The sequence below is a fragment of the Streptococcus phocae genome (assembly GCF_001302265.1).
Lineage (GTDB): Bacteria > Bacillota > Bacilli > Lactobacillales > Streptococcaceae > Streptococcus > Streptococcus phocae.
On the sequence record NZ_LHQM01000006.1, the window covers coordinates 46,039 to 63,803 of the forward strand.

Consider the following 17,765-nt stretch of genomic DNA (forward strand, 5'->3'; position numbering starts at 1 on the left):
TTATGAAAAATACAGTATTAACCTTCAAAGATACCAAAAAAACAGGTAGCAAACTCACCATGCTAACAGCTTATGACTACACCACTGCCAAAATCGTTGACGAGGCAGGGGTCAATGCCATCTTGGTGGGTGACTCGCTAGGCATGGTCATGTTAGGCTATGATGATACCATCAAGGTCACTATGGACGACATGATTCATCATATTGCAGCAGTTTCTAGGGGTACTAAAAATGCCCTAGTAGTTGGAGATATGCCCTTTCTATCTTACAGCACAGGGGTTAGAGATGCGGTCCTTAATGCTGGGCGCATCATGAAAGAAGGCGGAGCCAACTGTGTTAAGCTAGAAGGTGGGCGTGAGGTTTGTGACGTTATCCGAGCAATTGTTGCAGCCAAAATTCCTGTTTGTGCCCACATCGGATTGACCCCACAGGCAGTTAATGCCTTAGGTGGCTTTAAGGTTCAAGGCAAGGATGAAGCATCTGCAAAACAACTCATCGAGGATGCCCTAGCGGTACAAGAAGCAGGTGCCTTTGCTGTCGTTTTAGAGTGTGTTCCAGCTCTTTTAGCTAAGAAAATCACTGAAGTGCTAGACATACCAACCATTGGTATCGGTGCAGGCGTGGACTGTGATGGCCAAGTCTTGGTTTATCAAGACATGTTGGGCATGTACAATGACTTTACACCAAAATTTGTCAAACAATTTGCCAAAGTCGGAGAGGTAATGACCAAAGGAATCAGCCAGTATATTGAAGAAGTTCAGAACAAAACCTTCCCAGAAGACAAGCATACCTTTAAAATCAATGAAGATGTGATTGACAAGCTTTATTAAACAGTTGGGGTAGTACAGAAGAGTTCTAATCAAAATCCAAAAAATCCGCAAGATATATTGCCATCTAAGCCCAAAAGGTTAGGTTTTCGACCTTTTGGGCTTTTTGTTTTTTCTCAGACGAACTTGCTTGCGAGGTGTTTGTGCTAACAGATCCTGGAGTAAATTATCACTATTTGAAAAAAAGTGACCTAGCCATAAAAGTGTTATCAAGGTGTTTTTTATAATATCTTTTTAAAAAGACTATTCCTTCAATGTTATTAGAGCTAGCGATTTATTTATGGCAGAAGCATGATAAGGCAAGATGCTATGGAGGTCGCTTATTTTGAGAATAAATAAAAAAAGATTAGTTGAACTGATTTGGAAATCGTTACCAAAACCCTAACGTTAATATATTCTGAACATTTTTGATAAAACTCTATGTTATAATATAGTAAGATAATATTGATAATAGGATTAAAAGGTGACCATGGGTAACTTTTACAACGGAAACCTTTTATCAAAAATAAAGACGGTTAGGAGTTCGTTATGATGTCGGTAGATAATCTTTTTACAAAGCAACAGTGGCGCGAATTAGAGCTCATCAATCTTCTGAGTCAAACCTCAGATTCTGTTTATTACAAGGATATTTGCGAACGGCTAGATTGTTCGGCGTTGACCCTGCAGGCTTGTGTGGCTCATCCTATTTTTATGGAGGGATTGGGTAGCATCACTAGTGAGCATTCTCAACTGCGTATCTCCTATGAACACCAGTATGGTCTCAGAGATGTTTACCAAAGGGCTCTGTTAGAGTCTCAAGCGCTCAAAATGATGTCGGCCTTGTTTTTTGATGATTTTGCCTCCCTAGATGACTTGGCTGAGGGGCTTTTTATCAGCCTGTCTACGCTCAAGCGTCTTATTGGAAAGACCAACATTTACCTTAGGGAGCGCTTCAACATTAAAATTGCGACTCACCCGATACGTGTGGTTGGTAAAGAACATGATATTCGCCTCTTTTATGCCAAGTATTTTGCAGAGGCTTATCCTTTCAACCAGTGGCCTTTTGAGCCCTTGCTCAATGAGAACAATCATGGCCGCCTGATTCATTTGATGGCTTCTTTGACTGAGATTGATTTGGATTTTTCAATCTTTCGCTATCTCAAGATTTTGAGTGCGGTTAATCTTATCCGTTACCTGAAAGGCTTTGCCATTGGAGAGGAGAAAAAGCTCAGTGGTATTTTTCTGAGCTTGCTCAGCGATTCACAGGAGATGCAAGACTTGTCTCATCTTTTTACGCTTAAGTTTTCGTTGCCCTTAGATGAGTTGGCCTTGTCTGAGATGTTTTCTAATTATTTAGATGAAGGGCTCGTTCTTGGTCGTTCTTTGCAGGTCACTAATAGCCAAACAGAACCTCTAGGACCCAAGTCGCTCAATAGTTGGACAGATCTCCTTAGCAAGGTTGAGCACGATACTGGGTTGGTATTATCCAATAAATACGAAGTGGCTCGTAGACTCCATGCAACAGTCATCCTAGCAGCAGAAGATATCAATGACAGCTATCTCATTTATGACTACAAGCGTGAGTACTTGGCTTTTTTCAAAAAACACTATACCCATGTTTATCACAAGCTTGTTGATTATATCAGGGAACTCTTTGCCTGTGGTCAGGAGGATTTGGCAGACACTATTCAAAACAATCTTCTTTATACCCTTTTGACGACTTGGGAAAATTTGTTCTTGGCTATTGGTGAGACCATGCGTAGACCACGTCTTCTCGTCATTGAAAGAAGCTATGGCAGTGTCGGTGACTTTTTAGATCAGTATATTGGCAAGTTTTTTGATATCACGGTTTTTGATCAGTTGACCATTGACACCAAGGCTTTGGAAAAAGAATACGATGTGATTGTGACAGATACTGCAATTGGAGATTGCCAAGAAGCAGATGTTTTTTTCTTTGCTAAACTAATCCCAACGGTTGTGGTTGCCAAGCTCAATCAGTATCTCAAAGTTCGAATGGGAACCGCATTTGATGCTAAGGTGCGAAGTCGTAGAGAGTCTTAAGGGGTTGAATTGTTCGTGTTTTGTCATGACAAAGAAGGAGAAAATTTGGTGACTATATATAGGAAAAGAGGTCAAAAAATAATCCTTTTGCCAATAATTGATATGGCTTTTTATTGTCGAATCGATTAGACTAAGAAGTGAATGAGCCTCTCGGCTTGTCGCCGTAACATGATTATTGGTGTTAGGAGTGTATCTTGCAGAAATGGCTAAACCACTTCCTTACCTTATGATTACATAACGCACACATTATCCAGTTAGTTTTGTTCCTATTACCTTACTCTCAGGACTTTTTTCTTTGAGAGAGGTTGTAGGAATTTTTTTATGTTGTTGGTAGGTGTTTAGACTGATTAAACCGGGCTTTAGAGAGGCTTGCAAGAGAAATTGGTTGACAAAAAGAGACCATACGTGATATAATAGATATGTTCTGTTTTGACAGATTCTTTTTTTAAGGAAAAAAAGCAGGCGTTGATATGACAACTAGCGCCGGTTGTAAAATATGAAACACAAACAGTAGAAATTTCAAGGGGAACCAAATGGAAAACATTTTAGAAGTAAAACATTTAACCAAGATTTTTGGCAAGAGACAAAAGCAAGCTCTTGACATGGTTAAAAAAGGCAAAAGCAAAACGGAGATTTTTGAAAAGACTGGAGCAACAGTCGGGGTCTACGATGCGAGCTTTGAAGTCAAACATGGTGAGATTTTCGTTATCATGGGCTTATCAGGTAGTGGGAAATCGACCTTGGTTCGTTTGCTGAATCGCTTGATTGAGCCAACGTCTGGTCAAGTATTACTTGGCAATAAAGACATTTCAAAAATGAATGCTGATGAATTGCGTGAAGTGAGACGTCACGACATCAACATGGTCTTTCAGAGTTTCGCCTTGTTCCCACACAAGACCATTTTAGAAAACACCGAGTTTGGCTTGGAACTGCGTGGCGTTCCAAAAGAAGAGCGTCAAGAAATTGCTGAGAGAGCTTTGGAAAACTCAGGTCTATTGGCTTTTAAAGACCAATACCCAAACCAATTATCTGGTGGGATGCAGCAACGTGTTGGTCTATCGCGTGCCCTAGCCAACAGTCCAAAAATTCTGTTGATGGATGAGGCCTTCTCAGCCTTAGACCCACTCATTCGTCGCGAGATGCAAGATGAGTTATTAGACTTGCAAGATACCATGAAACAAACCATTATCTTTATCAGTCATGATTTGAACGAAGCCTTGCGTATTGGAGATCGTATCGCGCTGATGAAAGATGGTAAAATCATGCAGATTGGTACGGGTGAGGAAATCTTGACCAACCCAGCCAATGAGTTTGTGCGTGAGTTTGTGGAGGACGTTGACAGATCTAAAGTCTTGACCGCCCAAAACATCATGATCAAGCCATTTACAACAACAGTTGGCATCGATGGTCCACAGGTTGCTCTAACTCGCATGCACAATGAAGAAGTATCTATGTTAATGGCAACCAACCGTCGCCGTCAACTAGAAGGTATTTTGACAGCAGATGCAGCCCTTGAGGCGCGTAAAAAAGGTCTACCGTTAGCAGATGTGATTGACACTGATGTAAGAACGGTATCCAAAGACACTGTCATCACAGACATTATGCCACTGATTTATGACTCATCTGCACCGATAGCCGTGACAGATGACAATAATCGTTTGTTAGGGGTTATTATTCGTGGTCGTGTGATTGAAGCCCTGGCTAATATTTCAGACGAAGACCTCAACTAGAACGGAGAACACATATTTTGGAAAATTTATTACAAACCAAATTGCCAGTTGCTCAACTGGTCGAAAATTTCACAGAATGGCTCACTAAAACCTTCTCAGGTCTATTTGACCTGATGCAAGTGATTGGTAGCTTCCTTATGGACTGGATGACAGATACGCTCTTGTTTATCCACCCATTACTGTTTATCGCTTTAATGACAGTTGCCATGTTCTTTTTATCAAAGAAAAAATGGCACCTGCCAACCTTTACTTTCCTAGGTTTGCTCTTTATTTATAACCAAGGGCTTTGGGAACAATTAATCAATACCTTTACTTTGGTACTCGTGGCCAGTCTGATTTCGATTTTGATTGGTATCCCTCTAGGGATTTGGATGGCAAAAAATGCAACAGTGCGCCAAGTGGTTAACCCTATCTTGGACTTTATGCAAACTATGCCAGCCTTCGTTTACTTGATTCCTGCGGTAGCCTTCTTTGGTATCGGTATGGTACCTGGGGTTTTTGCCTCAGTGATCTTTGCCTTGCCACCAACAGTAAGGTTTACTAATCTAGCAATCCGTGACATTCCAACGGAACTAGTAGAGGCTTCAGACGCTTTTGGGTCAACACCAAAACAAAAATTGTTCAAGGTGGAACTTCCTCTCGCTAAAAACACGATTATGGCCGGTGTTAACCAAACGATGATGTTGGCACTGTCTATGGTGGTTACAGGATCTATGATCGGGGCTCCAGGTCTTGGACGTGAAGTCTTGTCAGCCCTTCAGCATGCTGATATTGGTAGTGGTTTTGTCAGCGGTTTGGCACTGGTTATTTTAGCCATTATCCTGGACCGTATGACCCAAAACTTTAACAGCAAACCTGAAGAAAAGGCAAAAGCTGGTAAAGTGAATAAATGGATTGGTCTTGTTGCGTTAGCAATTTTTATCTTCGCAGGTCTTGGACGTGGTTTGATGGCGATGACATCTTCATCAGCAGACAAGGGCGAAAAAGTAACTATTGCCTATGTGCAATGGGACTCAGAGGTGGCTTCGACTAACGTGATTGCCCAAGCTTTGAAAAAAGAAGGCTACAATGTCGAATTAACACCGCTTGATAATGCTGTTATGTGGCAGACAGTTGCCAATGGCGACGCTGACTTTTCAACAAGTGCTTGGTTGCCAGTGACACACGGTCAACAATATGACAAATACAAAGCTAAACTAGATGACCTTGGTCCAAACTTGGAAGGTACTAAGTTAGGTCTTGCGGTTCCTAGTTATATGACAGATGTTAATAGCATTGCTGATTTAACGAAACAAGCTGATCAAAAGATCACAGGGATTGAGCCTGGTGCAGGTATCATGAATGCTGCCAAAAGTGCTCTAACAGACTACTCAAACCTTTCTGATTGGGACTTGGTTTCTGCTTCGACTGGTGCGATGACGACCTCATTAGCACAATCGTTCAAGAAAAAAGAACCAATTGTTGTGACAGCTTGGTCACCACATTGGATGTTTGCGAAGTATGATTTGAAATACCTAGAAGATCCTAAGGGTAGCTTTGGTTCTGCAGAAAACATTAACACAATTGCTCGTAAAGGGCTAAAAGAAGAAATGCCAAAAGTTTATGACATCATTGACCATTTCCATTGGACTCAAAAAGACATGGAAACAGTTATGTTGGACATCAACAACGGTATGTCACCAGAAGCAGCAGCCAAAAAATGGATTGATGCGAATGAGGATAAAGTCGCTGAATGGTTGAAATAAGCCTATCATCAAAAAAAGAATGGACTGATAGTCCATTCTTTTTTGATGGTAAAGATAAGAGCCAAACTGCCTATGGCTAGTTTGACTCTTTAGTGTTGCTTGTATAAGGTTGTTTGGAGAATAAGGATGGTATTTTAACTACGGTGCCCTAAACTGTTTAAAATGGCACTGATATTGATAAAGAATCGCCAGAAGCTAGATACAGCAGCTGTTGTACCAGCATTAACCACAGTGGTTGTCTTGGCAGGAGTTAGTGCAAGGGTATTACTGTTGATTCTAGTTGGTTTTTGATTGGTTTGGATGTTAGTCGCCTGGGACTGTGGCACGTGAGCAGACTGCAAGGCAGGAGCACATGTGCATAAGGCAACAGTAGCCACCAAGCCAAGAGCCATATGTCTAAATCTCATAAATAGGTTTCCTCTCATCTTTTTGGGTTGGGTGTCAAGGGTTAGTTGACATCATTATTTTATCATAAAATACCAAAAAAACAATAGATTTCTCATTATAATATAACAAAAAAATAAAAATATCATTTTTAAAAAGGGGTTTGTGTTTCTAGTATATGTAGATGATTTCAAAAAAGCAATGCTGGCTAGCTTATGATATAATAAAGTCATGAAAAACAAGAATAAATTACTTTTAATTGATGGATCATCTATTGCCTTTCGTGCCTTTTTTGCCCTCTATCAGCAGATTGATCGTTTTAAAAATGCTAGTGGTCTACATACCAATGCTATTTATGGCTTTCATCTGATGCTAGACCATACGATGAAGCGTGTGCAGCCTACTCATGTGCTAGTGGCTTTTGATGCGGGGAAAACCACTTTTCGTACTGCGCTTTTTTCCGACTACAAGGCAGGTCGAGCAAAGACCCCTGATGAATTTAGAGAACAATTTCCCTACATCAGAGACATGTTAGCTGCTTTAGGGGTACCTTTTTATGAATTGGACAACTACGAGGCTGATGATATTATTGGAACCCTTGACAAGATGGCAGAGGGTACCTCGGAGCCTTTTGAGGTGACCATTGTTAGTGGTGACAAGGACTTGATTCAGCTGACAGATGCCAACACAGTGGTCGAAATTTCTAAAAAAGGGGTTGCCGAATTTGAAGAATTTACGCCTGATTATTTGATGGCTAAAATGGGGCTGACGCCAGAGCAATTCATTGATCTCAAGGCGCTTATGGGAGATAAATCTGATAATATCCCTGGCGTGACAAAAATTGGTGAAAAAACAGGACTTAAACTCCTTCATGAATATGGTAGCCTCCAAGGGATTTACGACCACTTGGATGACATCAAGGCTTCAAAAATGAAGGAGCACTTGATTGCAGACAAGGAGCAGGCTTTCTTGTCCAAGACCTTGGCGACCATTGATACGGAATCTCCAATCACTATTGGCCTAGATGATTTGGTCTATCAGGGGCCAAATCTTGAGGAGCTCTCACAGTTTTACGAGGATATGGGATTTGTCCAGCTAAAAAAAACAATAGATCATCAACTTCCTAAAGAAGCCGTCGAAGCTATCGCCTTTCAAGAGGTTGACCAAGTGACTGCTGATATGTTTACAGCAGACGATGTGTTTTATTTTGAAGTGTTAAAAGATAACTACCATCGTGAGCAAATGATTGGATTTGCTTGGGGACATGGGGATAACATTTATGCCTCGGCAGACACGAGCCTTTTGACGGGTGATTTATTTAAAGAAGCATTTGCTAAACCGCTTGCCACTTATGATTTTAAACGAAGCAAGGTCCTGCTGAGTCATTTAGGTGTTGAGCTTTTAGAGGCGCGCCACGATGCTCGCTTAGCCAATTACTTGTTAACCAATGTCGAGAATAACGAGATGACCACGATTGCTCGCCTGTACACCACAATTCCTTTGGAGTCAGATGAGGTTGTTTATGGCAAAGGGGTTAAGCGAGCGGTTCCTGAAAAGTCAGTACTTTTAGAGCATCTAGCTCGTAAGGTCAGGGTACTTTTGGATAGCCAGCCTGTGATGCTTCAAAAACTAGTTGACCATGACCAGGCAGAACTTTATGATGCCATTGAATTGCCCTTGGCTAATGTATTAGCTAAAATGGAAATCCAGGGCATCAAGGTGAATAAGGCAAGTCTTCAAGAAATGGCTAAGGAAAATCAGCGCGTTATCGATCAGCTGACACAGGACATTTACAGCATGGCTGGCGAAGCCTTTAACATCAACTCTCCTAAGCAACTAGGTGTTATTTTATTTGAAAAAATGCAGCTTCCTTTAGAGTTGACCAAAAAGACTAAGACGGGCTATTCGACCGCAGTCGATGTGCTGGAACGCCTAGCTCCTATTGCACCAATCGTAGCCAAGATTTTGGAGTATCGACAAATCACCAAACTCCAATCAACCTATGTCCTAGGACTTCAAGACTATATCTTAGAAGACGGCAACATTCATACCCGTTATGTTCAAGACTTGACCCAGACGGGGCGTTTGTCAAGCGTTGACCCTAATCTACAAAACATACCCGTACGCTTGGAGCAGGGACGTCTCATCCGCAAGGCATTTACCCCGTCTAGCGATGATGCTGTTTTATTGAGTTCGGATTACTCCCAAATCGAGCTACGAGTGCTCGCACATATTTCGGGAGATGAGCATTTGATTGCTGCCTTTAATGAGGGTGCAGATATCCATACCGCAACAGCTATGCGCGTGTTTGGCATTGCCAGTCCAGAAGAAGTGACTGCTAATGACCGCCGTAACGCCAAGGCAGTTAACTTTGGCATTGTCTATGGCATCTCTGATTTTGGCTTGTCCAATAATCTTGGGATCACGCGTAAACAAGCCAAAAGTTACATTGACACCTACTTTGAGCGTTATCCAGGGATTAAGCGCTACATGGAAGATGTGGTTCGCAAAGCTAAAGACCAAGGGTATGTAGAGACCCTCTTTAAGCGTCGTCGCGAATTACCAGACATTAATTCTCGCAATTTCAACGTTCGCTCCTTTGCTGAGCGCACAGCGATTAACTCACCGATTCAAGGCAGTGCAGCAGACATTCTCAAAATTGCCATGATTAATCTAGACAAGGCCTTGGTTGCAGGCGATTTTGAAGCCAAGATGCTGTTACAGGTTCACGATGAAATCGTCCTAGAAGTGCCAAATCATGAGTTAGATGACGTTAGAAAACTCGTCAAAGAGACGATGGAATCTGCAGTTCATTTAGCAGTACCATTAAAAGCGGATGAAAATGCTGGACAAAGTTGGTACGAAGCCAAATAAGTATCGTTTTTTGCACAATCATACGTGTTCTCATTTTTAAACTTTGTGTTATAATAGAATGAAAGCACTTTATCAGCAATCGTTTTCTGGCAAGATGCCATATCGGCTCGTCTTGTTGTCGCGAATTGAGCAGTGAGGTCCTTAGTTTGGTGCTACCGCTAAAGACCACGATATTATTAGATAGAGGACAGATACAATGACTTATACATTTCAAAACCCATCTGACGAAACCATTTTATCTTATCTTGAAGCAGCCAAGACCATTGCTGTGGTTGGTTTGTCTGACCGTGAGGAAACTGCTGCCTACAGAGTTGCTAAGATCATGCAGGCCATGGATTATCAGATTGTCCCTGTTAATCCAAAGTTAGCAGGACAAACCATTTTGGGTGAGACAGTCTATGCTAGTCTCAAGGAAATTCCTTTTGAGATTGACATTGTGGACGTCTTTAGGCGGAGTGAGTTTCTCCCTCAAGTAGCAGAAGACTTTTTGGAAACAAAGGCTAAGGTCTTTTGGGCACAACTTGGTTTAGAAAATCAAGAAGCAGAGAACCTTCTGCGTGTAGCAGGCAGAAACGATATTGTCATGAATCGATGCATCAAAATAGAATATTTACGTTTGGTAGCTAAGCAAGGCTAAACGGTTTAGAATGATTATTGATGACTTGTGATACAAAAAAGAAAAAGGTAGGAGCTGAGCTTATGGACATTCATTCACATCAACAAGCCCTAGATGCCTATGAAAATGTCCTAGAGCATCTTCGCGAAAGACATATTCGCATTACTGAAACACGTAAGGCCATCATTTCTTATATGATTCAGTCAACAGAGCATCCCAGTGCAGACAGGATTTACCGTGACCTGCACCCCAAATATCCAAATATGAGCCTTGCTACGGTTTATAATAACCTGAAGGTCTTAGTGGATGAAGGGTTTGTCTCAGAGTTAAAAATCAGCAATGATCTCACCACTTATTATGATTTTATGGGGCACCAACACGTCAATGTGGTCTGTGAAATTTGTGGTAAAATTGCCGACTTTATGGACGTTGATGTCATGGATATTGCTCGAGAAGCTCATCAACAAACTGGATACAGGGTCACTCGCATTCCAGTGATTGCTTATGGCGTCTGTCCTGAATGCCAGAAAAAAGAAGAGGAGCATGACGCTTAACAAGCGTCTGCTGTCCATCATAAAAAAGCCAGAGATGTTATCTCTGGCTTTTTGTATTGGTGTCCTTAAATTAGGCGTCGCTAGCTATTTGGGCTTCTTTTTTGTGACGTATTTGGAGTAACTGGTCATAAAAGAGAGCTTTTGCGGTAACAAAGTAAGGTAAGCTATAAATGCTAAGCAATCCAAAGGTTAAGAGAGTGCCTAAGTACCAGCCCAGAAAACTAAGATGGAACAAAAAGAGTTTCCCCTTGTATCCTTTGACCAAGGCGCTGCTTCTTTCTAGAGCGGATAAAGCTCCGATATAGGTCTGCTGGTTAACAGTGTCATAGAGAATATGATTAACCAAAGCATAGGCCAATAAACGATTGATATAGCAAGAGGCCCCGCCTATAAAAAGGATTAGTCCAATCACAGCTAAACTGATTTGACCGACTGACATGCCTCCCCCTGTGCTAGCAGCCGCAAATAGCAATAAAAGACCAATACTAGCTAATAAAAAAAGGGTGAATAAAAATAAGGTGTTTAACAAAAACACTGCAATGAGTTTGCCAATATAATTTCTTGAAAAAGCAAGCGTTGTGTCTGAAAAAGTCGCTTGTTGACGTTTGCCCCTAATCACATCCAGCATGATAAAGGTTGCTGACAAGGTAAACAAAGTCATAAACAGCAAGATAGAGATTGGGAAAAGGTCTGCTTCTGGAGACAACTCGAGACCCCTGTTGTAGAGATAGGCACCGTGACCTTCGACCCATATGTACAGCGTGTACAATAGAATAGGAACAGCAAATAGCTGGTATTTGCCAGGTAGCCCTTTCAAGGTTTGACGGGCTTCTTTTTTTATTTTTTTAATAGACATAATAAACTCCTTTTAACTATTGTACCATATTCAAAGCAGAGCAGGCAGGCTTTGCAGCTGGTATTTTGGGACAGGGAATGACAAGTGGATGCTTTTTTGGTAAAATGAGGGAGCTATTAACTAGCCTTTTCAATGCGTGTTGTTGAAAAATAAAAGCTCAAGACTGTTTATCTTGATAGCAAGGAAAGAGAAAATGACTGATTATCCAATTACTTATCGTCTGATTAAAAAAGAAAAGCATACGGGTGCCCGTCTGGGAGAAATCATCACCCCTCACGGAACGTTTCCAACCCCTATGTTTATGCCCGTAGGCACGCAAGCAACGGTTAAAACCCAGTCCCCTGAAGAGTTAAAACAAATGGGATCTGGCATCATTTTGTCAAACACTTATCACCTCTGGCTACGTCCAGGAGATGAGTTGATTGCGCGTGCTGGAGGTCTGCACAAATTTATGAACTGGGACCAGCCGATTTTGACAGACTCAGGAGGTTTCCAAGTCTATTCCTTGGCGGATTCGCGAAATATTACTGAAGAAGGGGTAACCTTTAAAAATCATCTCAATGGCTCAAAGATGTTCTTGTCTCCTGAAAAGGCAATCTCCATTCAAAATAACCTAGGCTCAGATATCATGATGAGTTTTGATGAATGCCCACAATTCTATCAGCCGTACGATTATGTGAAAAAATCTATCGAACGCACTAGTCGATGGGCAGAGCGTGGGCTCAATGCGCATCAGCGTCCCCACGACCAAGGATTGTTTGGGATTGTGCAGGGAGCAGGATTTAAAGACCTGCGCCGCCAATCAGCCTCTGATTTGGTTGGGATGGACTTTCCAGGTTACTCCGTAGGTGGTTTAGCTGTTGGTGAGACTCATGAGGAGATGAATGCTGTGCTAGACTTCACAACTCCTTTGCTGCCAGAGAATAAACCTCGCTACCTCATGGGAGTAGGGGCTCCAGATAGTTTGATTGATGGTGTGATTCGTGGTATTGACATGTTTGACTGTGTGTTACCAACGCGTATTGCCCGAAATGGGACTTGTATGACCAGTGAAGGGCGTTTGGTAATTAAAAATGCCAAATTTGCCGAAGACTTTACCCCGCTAGACCACAACTGTGATTGCTATACTTGCCAAAACTACACACGCGCTTATATTCGTCATTTGCTAAAAGCTGACGAGACCTTTGGGATTCGTTTGACGAGCTATCACAATCTGTATTTCTTGATAAATCTTATGAAACAGGTCCGCCAAGCCATCATGGATGACCAATTGTTAGAATTCAGACAAGATTTTCTAGAGCGTTATGGCTATAACCGATCCACACGTAATTTTTAATATGACAAGGGTGACCAAGGGTCGCTCTTTTTTTGATAAACTGTAACCCTATTTTTAAAAACAGGTTGACACTTTATTTTTTTTAGATTACACTATTACAGGAGGCTGAGGGATGTCAGAGTGTTTTGGAATAGCATGTGATCAGAATTACCGATGCCAACATTATCACTCCGAGTTGGATATTGTTGGTCTCAAGTGTGCGGCTTGTCAGCGTTATTATGCTTGTTTTAGCTGCCATGATTTGCTAGCAGACCATACTTTTCATCCCACAAATCAGCAAGAACCCTATCCTGTGATTTGCGGAGGATGCCACCGCTACCTTAGTCGATGCGACTACAAGCTTGGAGCTTGCCCGTTTTGTCGAAGTGCTTTTAACCCAGCATGTCACAAGCACAGTGACATTTATTTTATGAAGGAGTCCTAGACACATGTTTTCAACAAAAGACCTCGTTAGAGTCGCTATGATGACCAGTTTGATTATCATTTTGGGATTTATCCCAGCTATTCCGTTAAGTTTTATCCCAGTACCTATTGTTTTGCAAAATTTAGGCATCATGCTGGCAGCAGTCCTTTTAGGAGGTAAAAAAGGAAGTTTAGCAGTATTCTTATTTCTGGTGGTTGGGTTATTTTTACCTGTTTTCTCTGCGACAAAGACCACAATACCTGTTTTGATGGGGCCTACAGCAGGCTATGTGTTAGCCTATCCTTTGGTACCCTTGGTGTTTTCTCTTTTATATCGCAAGTGGTTATCTCAACACACTATGATGACTTTTTTAGCCATTTTTATTTCAGGAGTGCTAGTGGTAGATGTTTTAGGAGCTATTTGGTTAGCTACTTACACAGGAATGCCGCTAGGCAAGTCCTTGCTATCTAATGTTGTGTTTATCACAGGAGATACCATCAAAGCTATTATTGCTACTGTGATTGCAGTGAGCTATAAAGACAGTTTTTTGAATACCAAATCATAAAAAAGCTCTAGCTCCTTTTGAGGGCTGGGCTTTTTTGGTAGGTTAAAGCAATGTTTGGAGGTCTTTTTTGATATAATAGGAGCAAAGTGAGAAAGAAGGTTTTGTCATGGAACTAACAACACTAGGATCTTGGGGAGCTTACCCTCACCAAGATGCAGGAACGACGTCCTATCTCATCACGGGGTGTGATGGTTTTCAGTTGCTCATGGATGCTGGGAGCCGTGCCCTCAATGAGTTAGAAAAAGAGATTAATCCTCTCGATTTAGACGCCGTTATTATCAGTCACTATCATCCTGATCATGTGGCTGATTTGGGAGTTTTGCGCCATTATTATCAGCTCTATCCTAAGCACCTCAAGCAAGCAAAATGCTTGCCTATCTACGGACATCAAGAAGACCCGCATGAGTTTGCTAAGTTGACCATTCCTCAAGTGTCAAAAGGCATTGCTTATCAGGTTGATGGGGTTGAGTCTATTGGTCCTTTTGACATTCGGTTTATAAAAACGGTACACCCCGTTGTTTGCTATGCTTTTCGTATAGAGGAAAGGCAAACAGGACAGGTATTGGTCTTTACAGGAGATACCGGTTATTTTGAAGGTCTTATTGACTTTGCTAAAGGGGCAGACCTTTTTTTGGCTGATGTTTACCTATATGAGGGAAATGAAAACCATATGGCTCACTTGACCAGTAAAGAAGCAGGGCAGATAGCAAAAAAAGCTGGGGTTAAACGCCTAGTCTTGACCCATATGCCTCCGCTACCCCCAGAAGGTATTGACCCTAAAAACCACTTGGAGGTGTTGCGCCAAGAAACCAAAACCTATGCACAAGACATTCCAGTCGAATTGTCCTTGCCACATAACTCTTGGGATTTAGGAAGTGACGTGAGATGACTTATAGCCAAGAAGAACAAGCATATTTCATGACAGAGGCCCTTAACGAGGCAAAAAAGTCTTTGGAGAAAAACGAAATCCCAATAGGCTGTGTCATTGTTAAGGATGGCCAGATTATTGGCAGGGGACATAATGCCCGCGAAGAACGCCAGCAGGCAGTTATGCATGCTGAAATCATGGCAATTAATGAGGCTAATGCCCACGAAGGAAATTGGCGGTTGCTAGAAACGACCCTTTTTGTCACCATAGAGCCTTGCGTTATGTGCAGTGGTGCTATTGGTCTAGCAAGGATTCCTAGGGTTATCTTTGGAGCAGCTAATCTCAAATTTGGCGGAGCCACAAGCCTTTATGAAATTTTGACGGATGAGCGTCTCAATCATCGCGTCCAAGTAGAGTCAGGACTATTGGCTAAAGAGTGTGCTGAGATGATGCAGACTTTTTTCCGCCAAAGACGAGACCAGAAAAAAGACGCTAAGCAAGAAGTCCTTACTCAAACAGATAGCACGCCTTATCAATAATATAACCCCCTTTTAGACTGTTGCTAAAAGAGGGTTTTTTGTTAGGCGTTAGGGAAAAAAGAAACACTATAAGTATCTGGCATTAAGCTATAAGCATAGCTAGCACCGTCTGGGAAATATTGTCTAAACAGCTGATGGTAATCTGTTTGATGTACCTCTAGGTCTGCGACAAGCTGGTCGTAAGAGGCTTTATTAGCAAACTGAACACTAATTTGTGGCACTTTTTGAGCCAACTGGTTACTGAGACTGTTCAGGACTTGAGCTTGGCTAAATGACTCAAAGTAACTCTGATTTAGTTTGGTATAGAGTAAGGAATCATCTGAGCATTTTGGGATTTTCCAGATGCTAGTAAAGGTTTCTGATGAATTAAAGGCAATGTTTGAGCTTGCTTTGTGTGTTTGATTTAGCAGCTGATCTGGTAAGCATAAAAAATGATAGTTGATCAGAGATTGTTGTTGTCCAGATAGTTGCGTGTCAAAAACAGGATCCCCCCAAGTTGTATCTACCGCATAATAGTTTCCGTCAATCTTGACAGCGTTCCAAGCATGAGGGTAGCGCTCTTTGGATTGACTAGAGGTGACATCGCCTCTGATATAGGCTACAGGGATTCCTGCTTTTTGACAGAGAAATTGAAAGGTCTGGGCATAGCCATTACAGACTGATAAATGGTCAATCAGGACGCTGCGAATGTCTTGGTTAGAGGAAATGAGGGTTTCATCTCCGGATTGATAGGCTTGAAAAGCCTTTTGGTTGTAGTCGGTGTCTTGAATGATGGTATCGTAAAAATATTTGATGCGCTCATAATCATTTTCTGCAGGGGCTTTTGAGAGAATGTCGTCTCCAATTGCTTGCAGTTGCTGGTAGATTTTTGGAGCATCTTTTGGCAAGTCAAAGGTTACAAATGCAACTTGGTCAGACATTTCTAACTGGTAATTGGCTGTTGTCACCCAGAAAAAAGCAGGGTTATCCATGGTAAAGGCATCAATAGTTTTGATGAGGCTGGCTTTTGACGCAGGAGACAAACTAACCACTTCACGAAACTGGGACAGGCTATCATAAAGCAGGAGATAGTTGGCTTTTTGAGCATCATCAAGCTGTTGGTAATAATAATGAGAGGCTACCAGTTGATGCAGTTTGTCACGTTTTTTATCTGACAAGACCATATCTTCTTGAGGAGCTCCTGCAAAAGGATTGGTCAATGAGCAAGCGGTCACAGACAATAAAGACAAGGAAATCAGTCCAAGCATCAAGAAATTCTTTTTCATAATGACTCCAATACAATAGTCTAATAAAATAATTATACCATAACCTGTAACAAAGAAGTTTTGGGTTTAATCATTCAAACTATATTAGGTTCATGAAGTCATAACACTATGTGGATAGAAAGGAGAAACAATAATACAAAATTTTGAAATGATGAGTCTGAATAATAAAGCGATGCTAGCATCAAATCAAGAATTGGCAATTATTATCTCATTTAAAGAATATTAAGGATGCTATAGAGATAACTTATCTACTATTTTTAAATTTTTATAAAAATAAAACAAAAAATAAATTAAAAATCATTTACTTTTATATATATTTTTTGTAATATATAAATATATTTATGAAAGGTAACTTTAAAAATGAAATTTAGAAAATTTTTGTATCCTTCGGCTTTAGTAATTGCAATGAGTACTTTAACATTTGGTCTAAATAATACAGTTAAAGCTCATGATAGAATTGACCATGAAAATAAAGTGCATCTTTATTGGCAAGGGAATTATGATGTTAGTAATTACGTAGATTACACAAAAACATTAAGTTCTGATAAAAAAAGTATTGAATGGACTGTTTCCTTTAATTCAGCACAAGAAAAATGGGTATATCCAGATTTTTCAGTGTTCTTGCCTACGGGAGTAAAAGCGCCAACTCAAATAACTTATGAGCATCATTATTGGGACGGCACCGTTCGTTCTAACACATATGAAAATACAAGATGGCATTATGATTGGAAAACTCAACCAAAGAATTTCACACAAGAATTTGACAAATTTCCAGGGTACACAGGTTGGAGCGACTCCTTATATAAATTTTATGCCTTGAAAAATCAAGGAAAATTTTCACGTGTTCTAGTTGATACATATGGGCGTGAAGATAATACTTACTTTTCACATAAACTTGTATGGAAATTTACTACCGAATTAGAAGAAGGCTATGCAGAAAAATGGAATGATTTACCATTCTTAGCAGGGATTAAACAGAACAATCCTCTCGCCGCTTCATTCCCTAGCTATAAGGGTGAATTTGGAAAATAAAAGATTGAAGACATAGGCTGTAGTAAATAAAATTTTTAGAAGCTTTCTGATAACTATCATTGATAAAACATGGTTTTTATACAGGTAAGCTAAGGGTTTGTACGCACAGTACTAAAAAAACTATTTCCGAA

General features: G+C 40.9%; 16 protein-coding genes. 13 read left to right on the forward strand and 3 right to left on the reverse strand.

Annotated features, from left to right (window positions below; genetic code table 11):
* Positions 1-2: 2 nt before the first annotated feature.
* The 4 genes from panB to AKK44_RS01770 all read left to right on the forward strand — a co-directional run bounded on the left by panB (position 3) and on the right by AKK44_RS01770 (position 6,342).
* Positions 3-830 carry a 3-methyl-2-oxobutanoate hydroxymethyltransferase gene (gene panB / locus AKK44_RS01755; RefSeq protein ID WP_054278247.1) on the forward strand — a complete coding sequence of 276 codons (828 nt, stop codon included), beginning with the start codon at positions 3-5 and terminating at the stop codon, positions 828-830.
* A 525-nt stretch (positions 831-1,355) separates the two neighbouring features.
* Positions 1,356-2,867, forward strand: a complete 1,512-nt coding sequence (locus AKK44_RS01760; RefSeq protein WP_236686642.1) for a helix-turn-helix domain-containing protein — start codon at positions 1,356-1,358, stop codon at positions 2,865-2,867.
* A 533-nt stretch (positions 2,868-3,400) separates the two neighbouring features.
* A complete protein-coding gene (locus AKK44_RS01765) occupies positions 3,401-4,597 on the forward strand; it encodes a quaternary amine ABC transporter ATP-binding protein (RefSeq protein ID WP_037594282.1) in 1,197 nt (398 codons plus the stop codon).
* Positions 4,598-4,614: 17 nt separating this feature from the next.
* Entirely contained in the window at positions 4,615-6,342 is a 1,728-nt protein-coding gene (locus tag AKK44_RS01770; protein ID WP_054278248.1) for an ABC transporter permease/substrate binding protein, read from the forward strand.
* A 134-nt stretch (positions 6,343-6,476) separates the two neighbouring features.
* Here the strand turns inward: AKK44_RS01770 and AKK44_RS01775 are convergent, their stop codons facing one another.
* Positions 6,477-6,749 carry a hypothetical protein gene (locus tag AKK44_RS01775; protein ID WP_054278249.1) on the reverse strand — a complete coding sequence of 91 codons (273 nt, stop codon included), beginning with the start codon at positions 6,747-6,749 and terminating at the stop codon, positions 6,477-6,479.
* A 208-nt stretch (positions 6,750-6,957) separates the two neighbouring features.
* Between AKK44_RS01775 and polA the strand changes: the two genes are divergently transcribed.
* The 3 genes from polA (at position 6,958) to perR (ending at position 10,770) form a co-directional block, all read left to right on the forward strand.
* Positions 6,958-9,600: a DNA polymerase I gene (gene polA / locus AKK44_RS01780; protein WP_054278250.1), complete on the forward strand. Its 2,643-nt coding sequence runs from the start codon at positions 6,958-6,960 to the stop codon at positions 9,598-9,600.
* A 196-nt stretch (positions 9,601-9,796) separates the two neighbouring features.
* Positions 9,797-10,237 (forward strand): CoA-binding protein, encoded by a 441-nt coding sequence (locus AKK44_RS01785; RefSeq protein ID WP_054278251.1) that lies wholly within the window; start codon positions 9,797-9,799, stop codon positions 10,235-10,237.
* A 62-nt stretch (positions 10,238-10,299) separates the two neighbouring features.
* Positions 10,300-10,770, forward strand: coding sequence for a peroxide-responsive transcriptional repressor PerR (perR, locus tag AKK44_RS01790; protein WP_037594277.1), 471 nt, complete (start codon positions 10,300-10,302; stop codon positions 10,768-10,770).
* 70 nt (positions 10,771-10,840) lie between these two features.
* Here the strand turns inward: perR and AKK44_RS01795 are convergent, their stop codons facing one another.
* Positions 10,841-11,626: a DUF975 family protein gene (locus AKK44_RS01795; protein WP_054278252.1), complete on the reverse strand. Its 786-nt coding sequence runs from the start codon at positions 11,624-11,626 to the stop codon at positions 10,841-10,843.
* 193 nt (positions 11,627-11,819) lie between these two features.
* Between AKK44_RS01795 and tgt the strand changes: the two genes are divergently transcribed.
* The 5 genes from tgt to tadA all read left to right on the forward strand — a co-directional run bounded on the left by tgt (position 11,820) and on the right by tadA (position 15,337).
* Positions 11,820-12,962 carry a tRNA guanosine(34) transglycosylase Tgt gene (gene tgt / locus AKK44_RS01800; protein ID WP_054278253.1) on the forward strand — a complete coding sequence of 381 codons (1,143 nt, stop codon included), beginning with the start codon at positions 11,820-11,822 and terminating at the stop codon, positions 12,960-12,962.
* A gap of 112 nt (positions 12,963-13,074) precedes the next feature.
* Positions 13,075-13,386, forward strand: coding sequence for a CHY zinc finger protein (locus AKK44_RS08595; RefSeq protein WP_082385509.1), 312 nt, complete (start codon positions 13,075-13,077; stop codon positions 13,384-13,386).
* A gap of 4 nt (positions 13,387-13,390) precedes the next feature.
* On the forward strand, positions 13,391-13,930 hold the full coding sequence (locus tag AKK44_RS01805) for a biotin transporter BioY (protein ID WP_054278254.1): 540 nt from the start codon (positions 13,391-13,393) through the stop codon (positions 13,928-13,930).
* Positions 13,931-14,036: 106 nt separating this feature from the next.
* The gene (locus tag AKK44_RS01810) at positions 14,037-14,819 is read left to right on the forward strand and encodes an MBL fold metallo-hydrolase (RefSeq protein ID WP_054278255.1); all 783 of its coding nucleotides are present in this window, start codon (positions 14,037-14,039) and stop codon (positions 14,817-14,819) included.
* On the forward strand, positions 14,816-15,337 hold the full coding sequence (gene tadA, locus AKK44_RS01815; protein ID WP_054278256.1) for a tRNA adenosine(34) deaminase TadA: 522 nt from the start codon (positions 14,816-14,818) through the stop codon (positions 15,335-15,337). Before AKK44_RS01810 ends, tadA begins: the two co-directional genes overlap by 4 nt.
* A 41-nt stretch (positions 15,338-15,378) precedes the next feature.
* On the opposite strand, the gene AKK44_RS01820 is transcribed toward tadA, so the two are convergent.
* Complete coding sequence (locus AKK44_RS01820) at positions 15,379-16,602, reverse strand: transglutaminase domain-containing protein (protein WP_054278257.1); 1,224 nt, start codon at positions 16,600-16,602, stop codon at positions 15,379-15,381.
* Positions 16,603-16,962: 360 nt separating this feature from the next.
* Here AKK44_RS01820 and AKK44_RS01825 point away from each other — a divergent pair, with 360 nt between their 5' ends.
* Positions 16,963-17,634, forward strand: coding sequence for a hypothetical protein (locus AKK44_RS01825; protein WP_054278258.1), 672 nt, complete (start codon positions 16,963-16,965; stop codon positions 17,632-17,634).
* Positions 17,635-17,765 lie beyond the last annotated feature (131 nt).

What these genes read in the sequence shown, in the direction of transcription:
- AKK44_RS01785 (WP_054278251.1), top strand. Translation starts at nt 9,797, where the DNA reads ATGACTTATACATTTCAAAACCCATCTGACGAAACCATTTTATCTTAT.
- AKK44_RS01775 (WP_054278249.1), bottom strand. Translation starts at nt 6,749, where the DNA reads ATGAGATTTAGACATATGGCTCTTGGCTTGGTGGCTACTGTTGCCTTA.
- AKK44_RS01805 (WP_054278254.1), top strand. Translation starts at nt 13,391, where the DNA reads ATGTTTTCAACAAAAGACCTCGTTAGAGTCGCTATGATGACCAGTTTG.
- AKK44_RS01795 (WP_054278252.1), bottom strand. Translation starts at nt 11,626, where the DNA reads ATGTCTATTAAAAAAATAAAAAAAGAAGCCCGTCAAACCTTGAAAGGG.
- AKK44_RS01820 (WP_054278257.1), bottom strand. Translation starts at nt 16,602, where the DNA reads ATGAAAAAGAATTTCTTGATGCTTGGACTGATTTCCTTGTCTTTATTG.
- panB (WP_054278247.1), top strand. Translation starts at nt 3, where the DNA reads ATGAAAAATACAGTATTAACCTTCAAAGATACCAAAAAAACAGGTAGC.
- AKK44_RS01760 (WP_236686642.1), top strand. Translation starts at nt 1,356, where the DNA reads ATGATGTCGGTAGATAATCTTTTTACAAAGCAACAGTGGCGCGAATTA.
- AKK44_RS08595 (WP_082385509.1), top strand. Translation starts at nt 13,075, where the DNA reads ATGTCAGAGTGTTTTGGAATAGCATGTGATCAGAATTACCGATGCCAA.
- AKK44_RS01810 (WP_054278255.1), top strand. Translation starts at nt 14,037, where the DNA reads ATGGAACTAACAACACTAGGATCTTGGGGAGCTTACCCTCACCAAGAT.
- AKK44_RS01765 (WP_037594282.1), top strand. Translation starts at nt 3,401, where the DNA reads ATGGAAAACATTTTAGAAGTAAAACATTTAACCAAGATTTTTGGCAAG.
- AKK44_RS01825 (WP_054278258.1), top strand. Translation starts at nt 16,963, where the DNA reads ATGAAATTTAGAAAATTTTTGTATCCTTCGGCTTTAGTAATTGCAATG.
- polA (WP_054278250.1), top strand. Translation starts at nt 6,958, where the DNA reads ATGAAAAACAAGAATAAATTACTTTTAATTGATGGATCATCTATTGCC.
- tadA (WP_054278256.1), top strand. Translation starts at nt 14,816, where the DNA reads ATGACTTATAGCCAAGAAGAACAAGCATATTTCATGACAGAGGCCCTT.
- perR (WP_037594277.1), top strand. Translation starts at nt 10,300, where the DNA reads ATGGACATTCATTCACATCAACAAGCCCTAGATGCCTATGAAAATGTC.
- tgt (WP_054278253.1), top strand. Translation starts at nt 11,820, where the DNA reads ATGACTGATTATCCAATTACTTATCGTCTGATTAAAAAAGAAAAGCAT.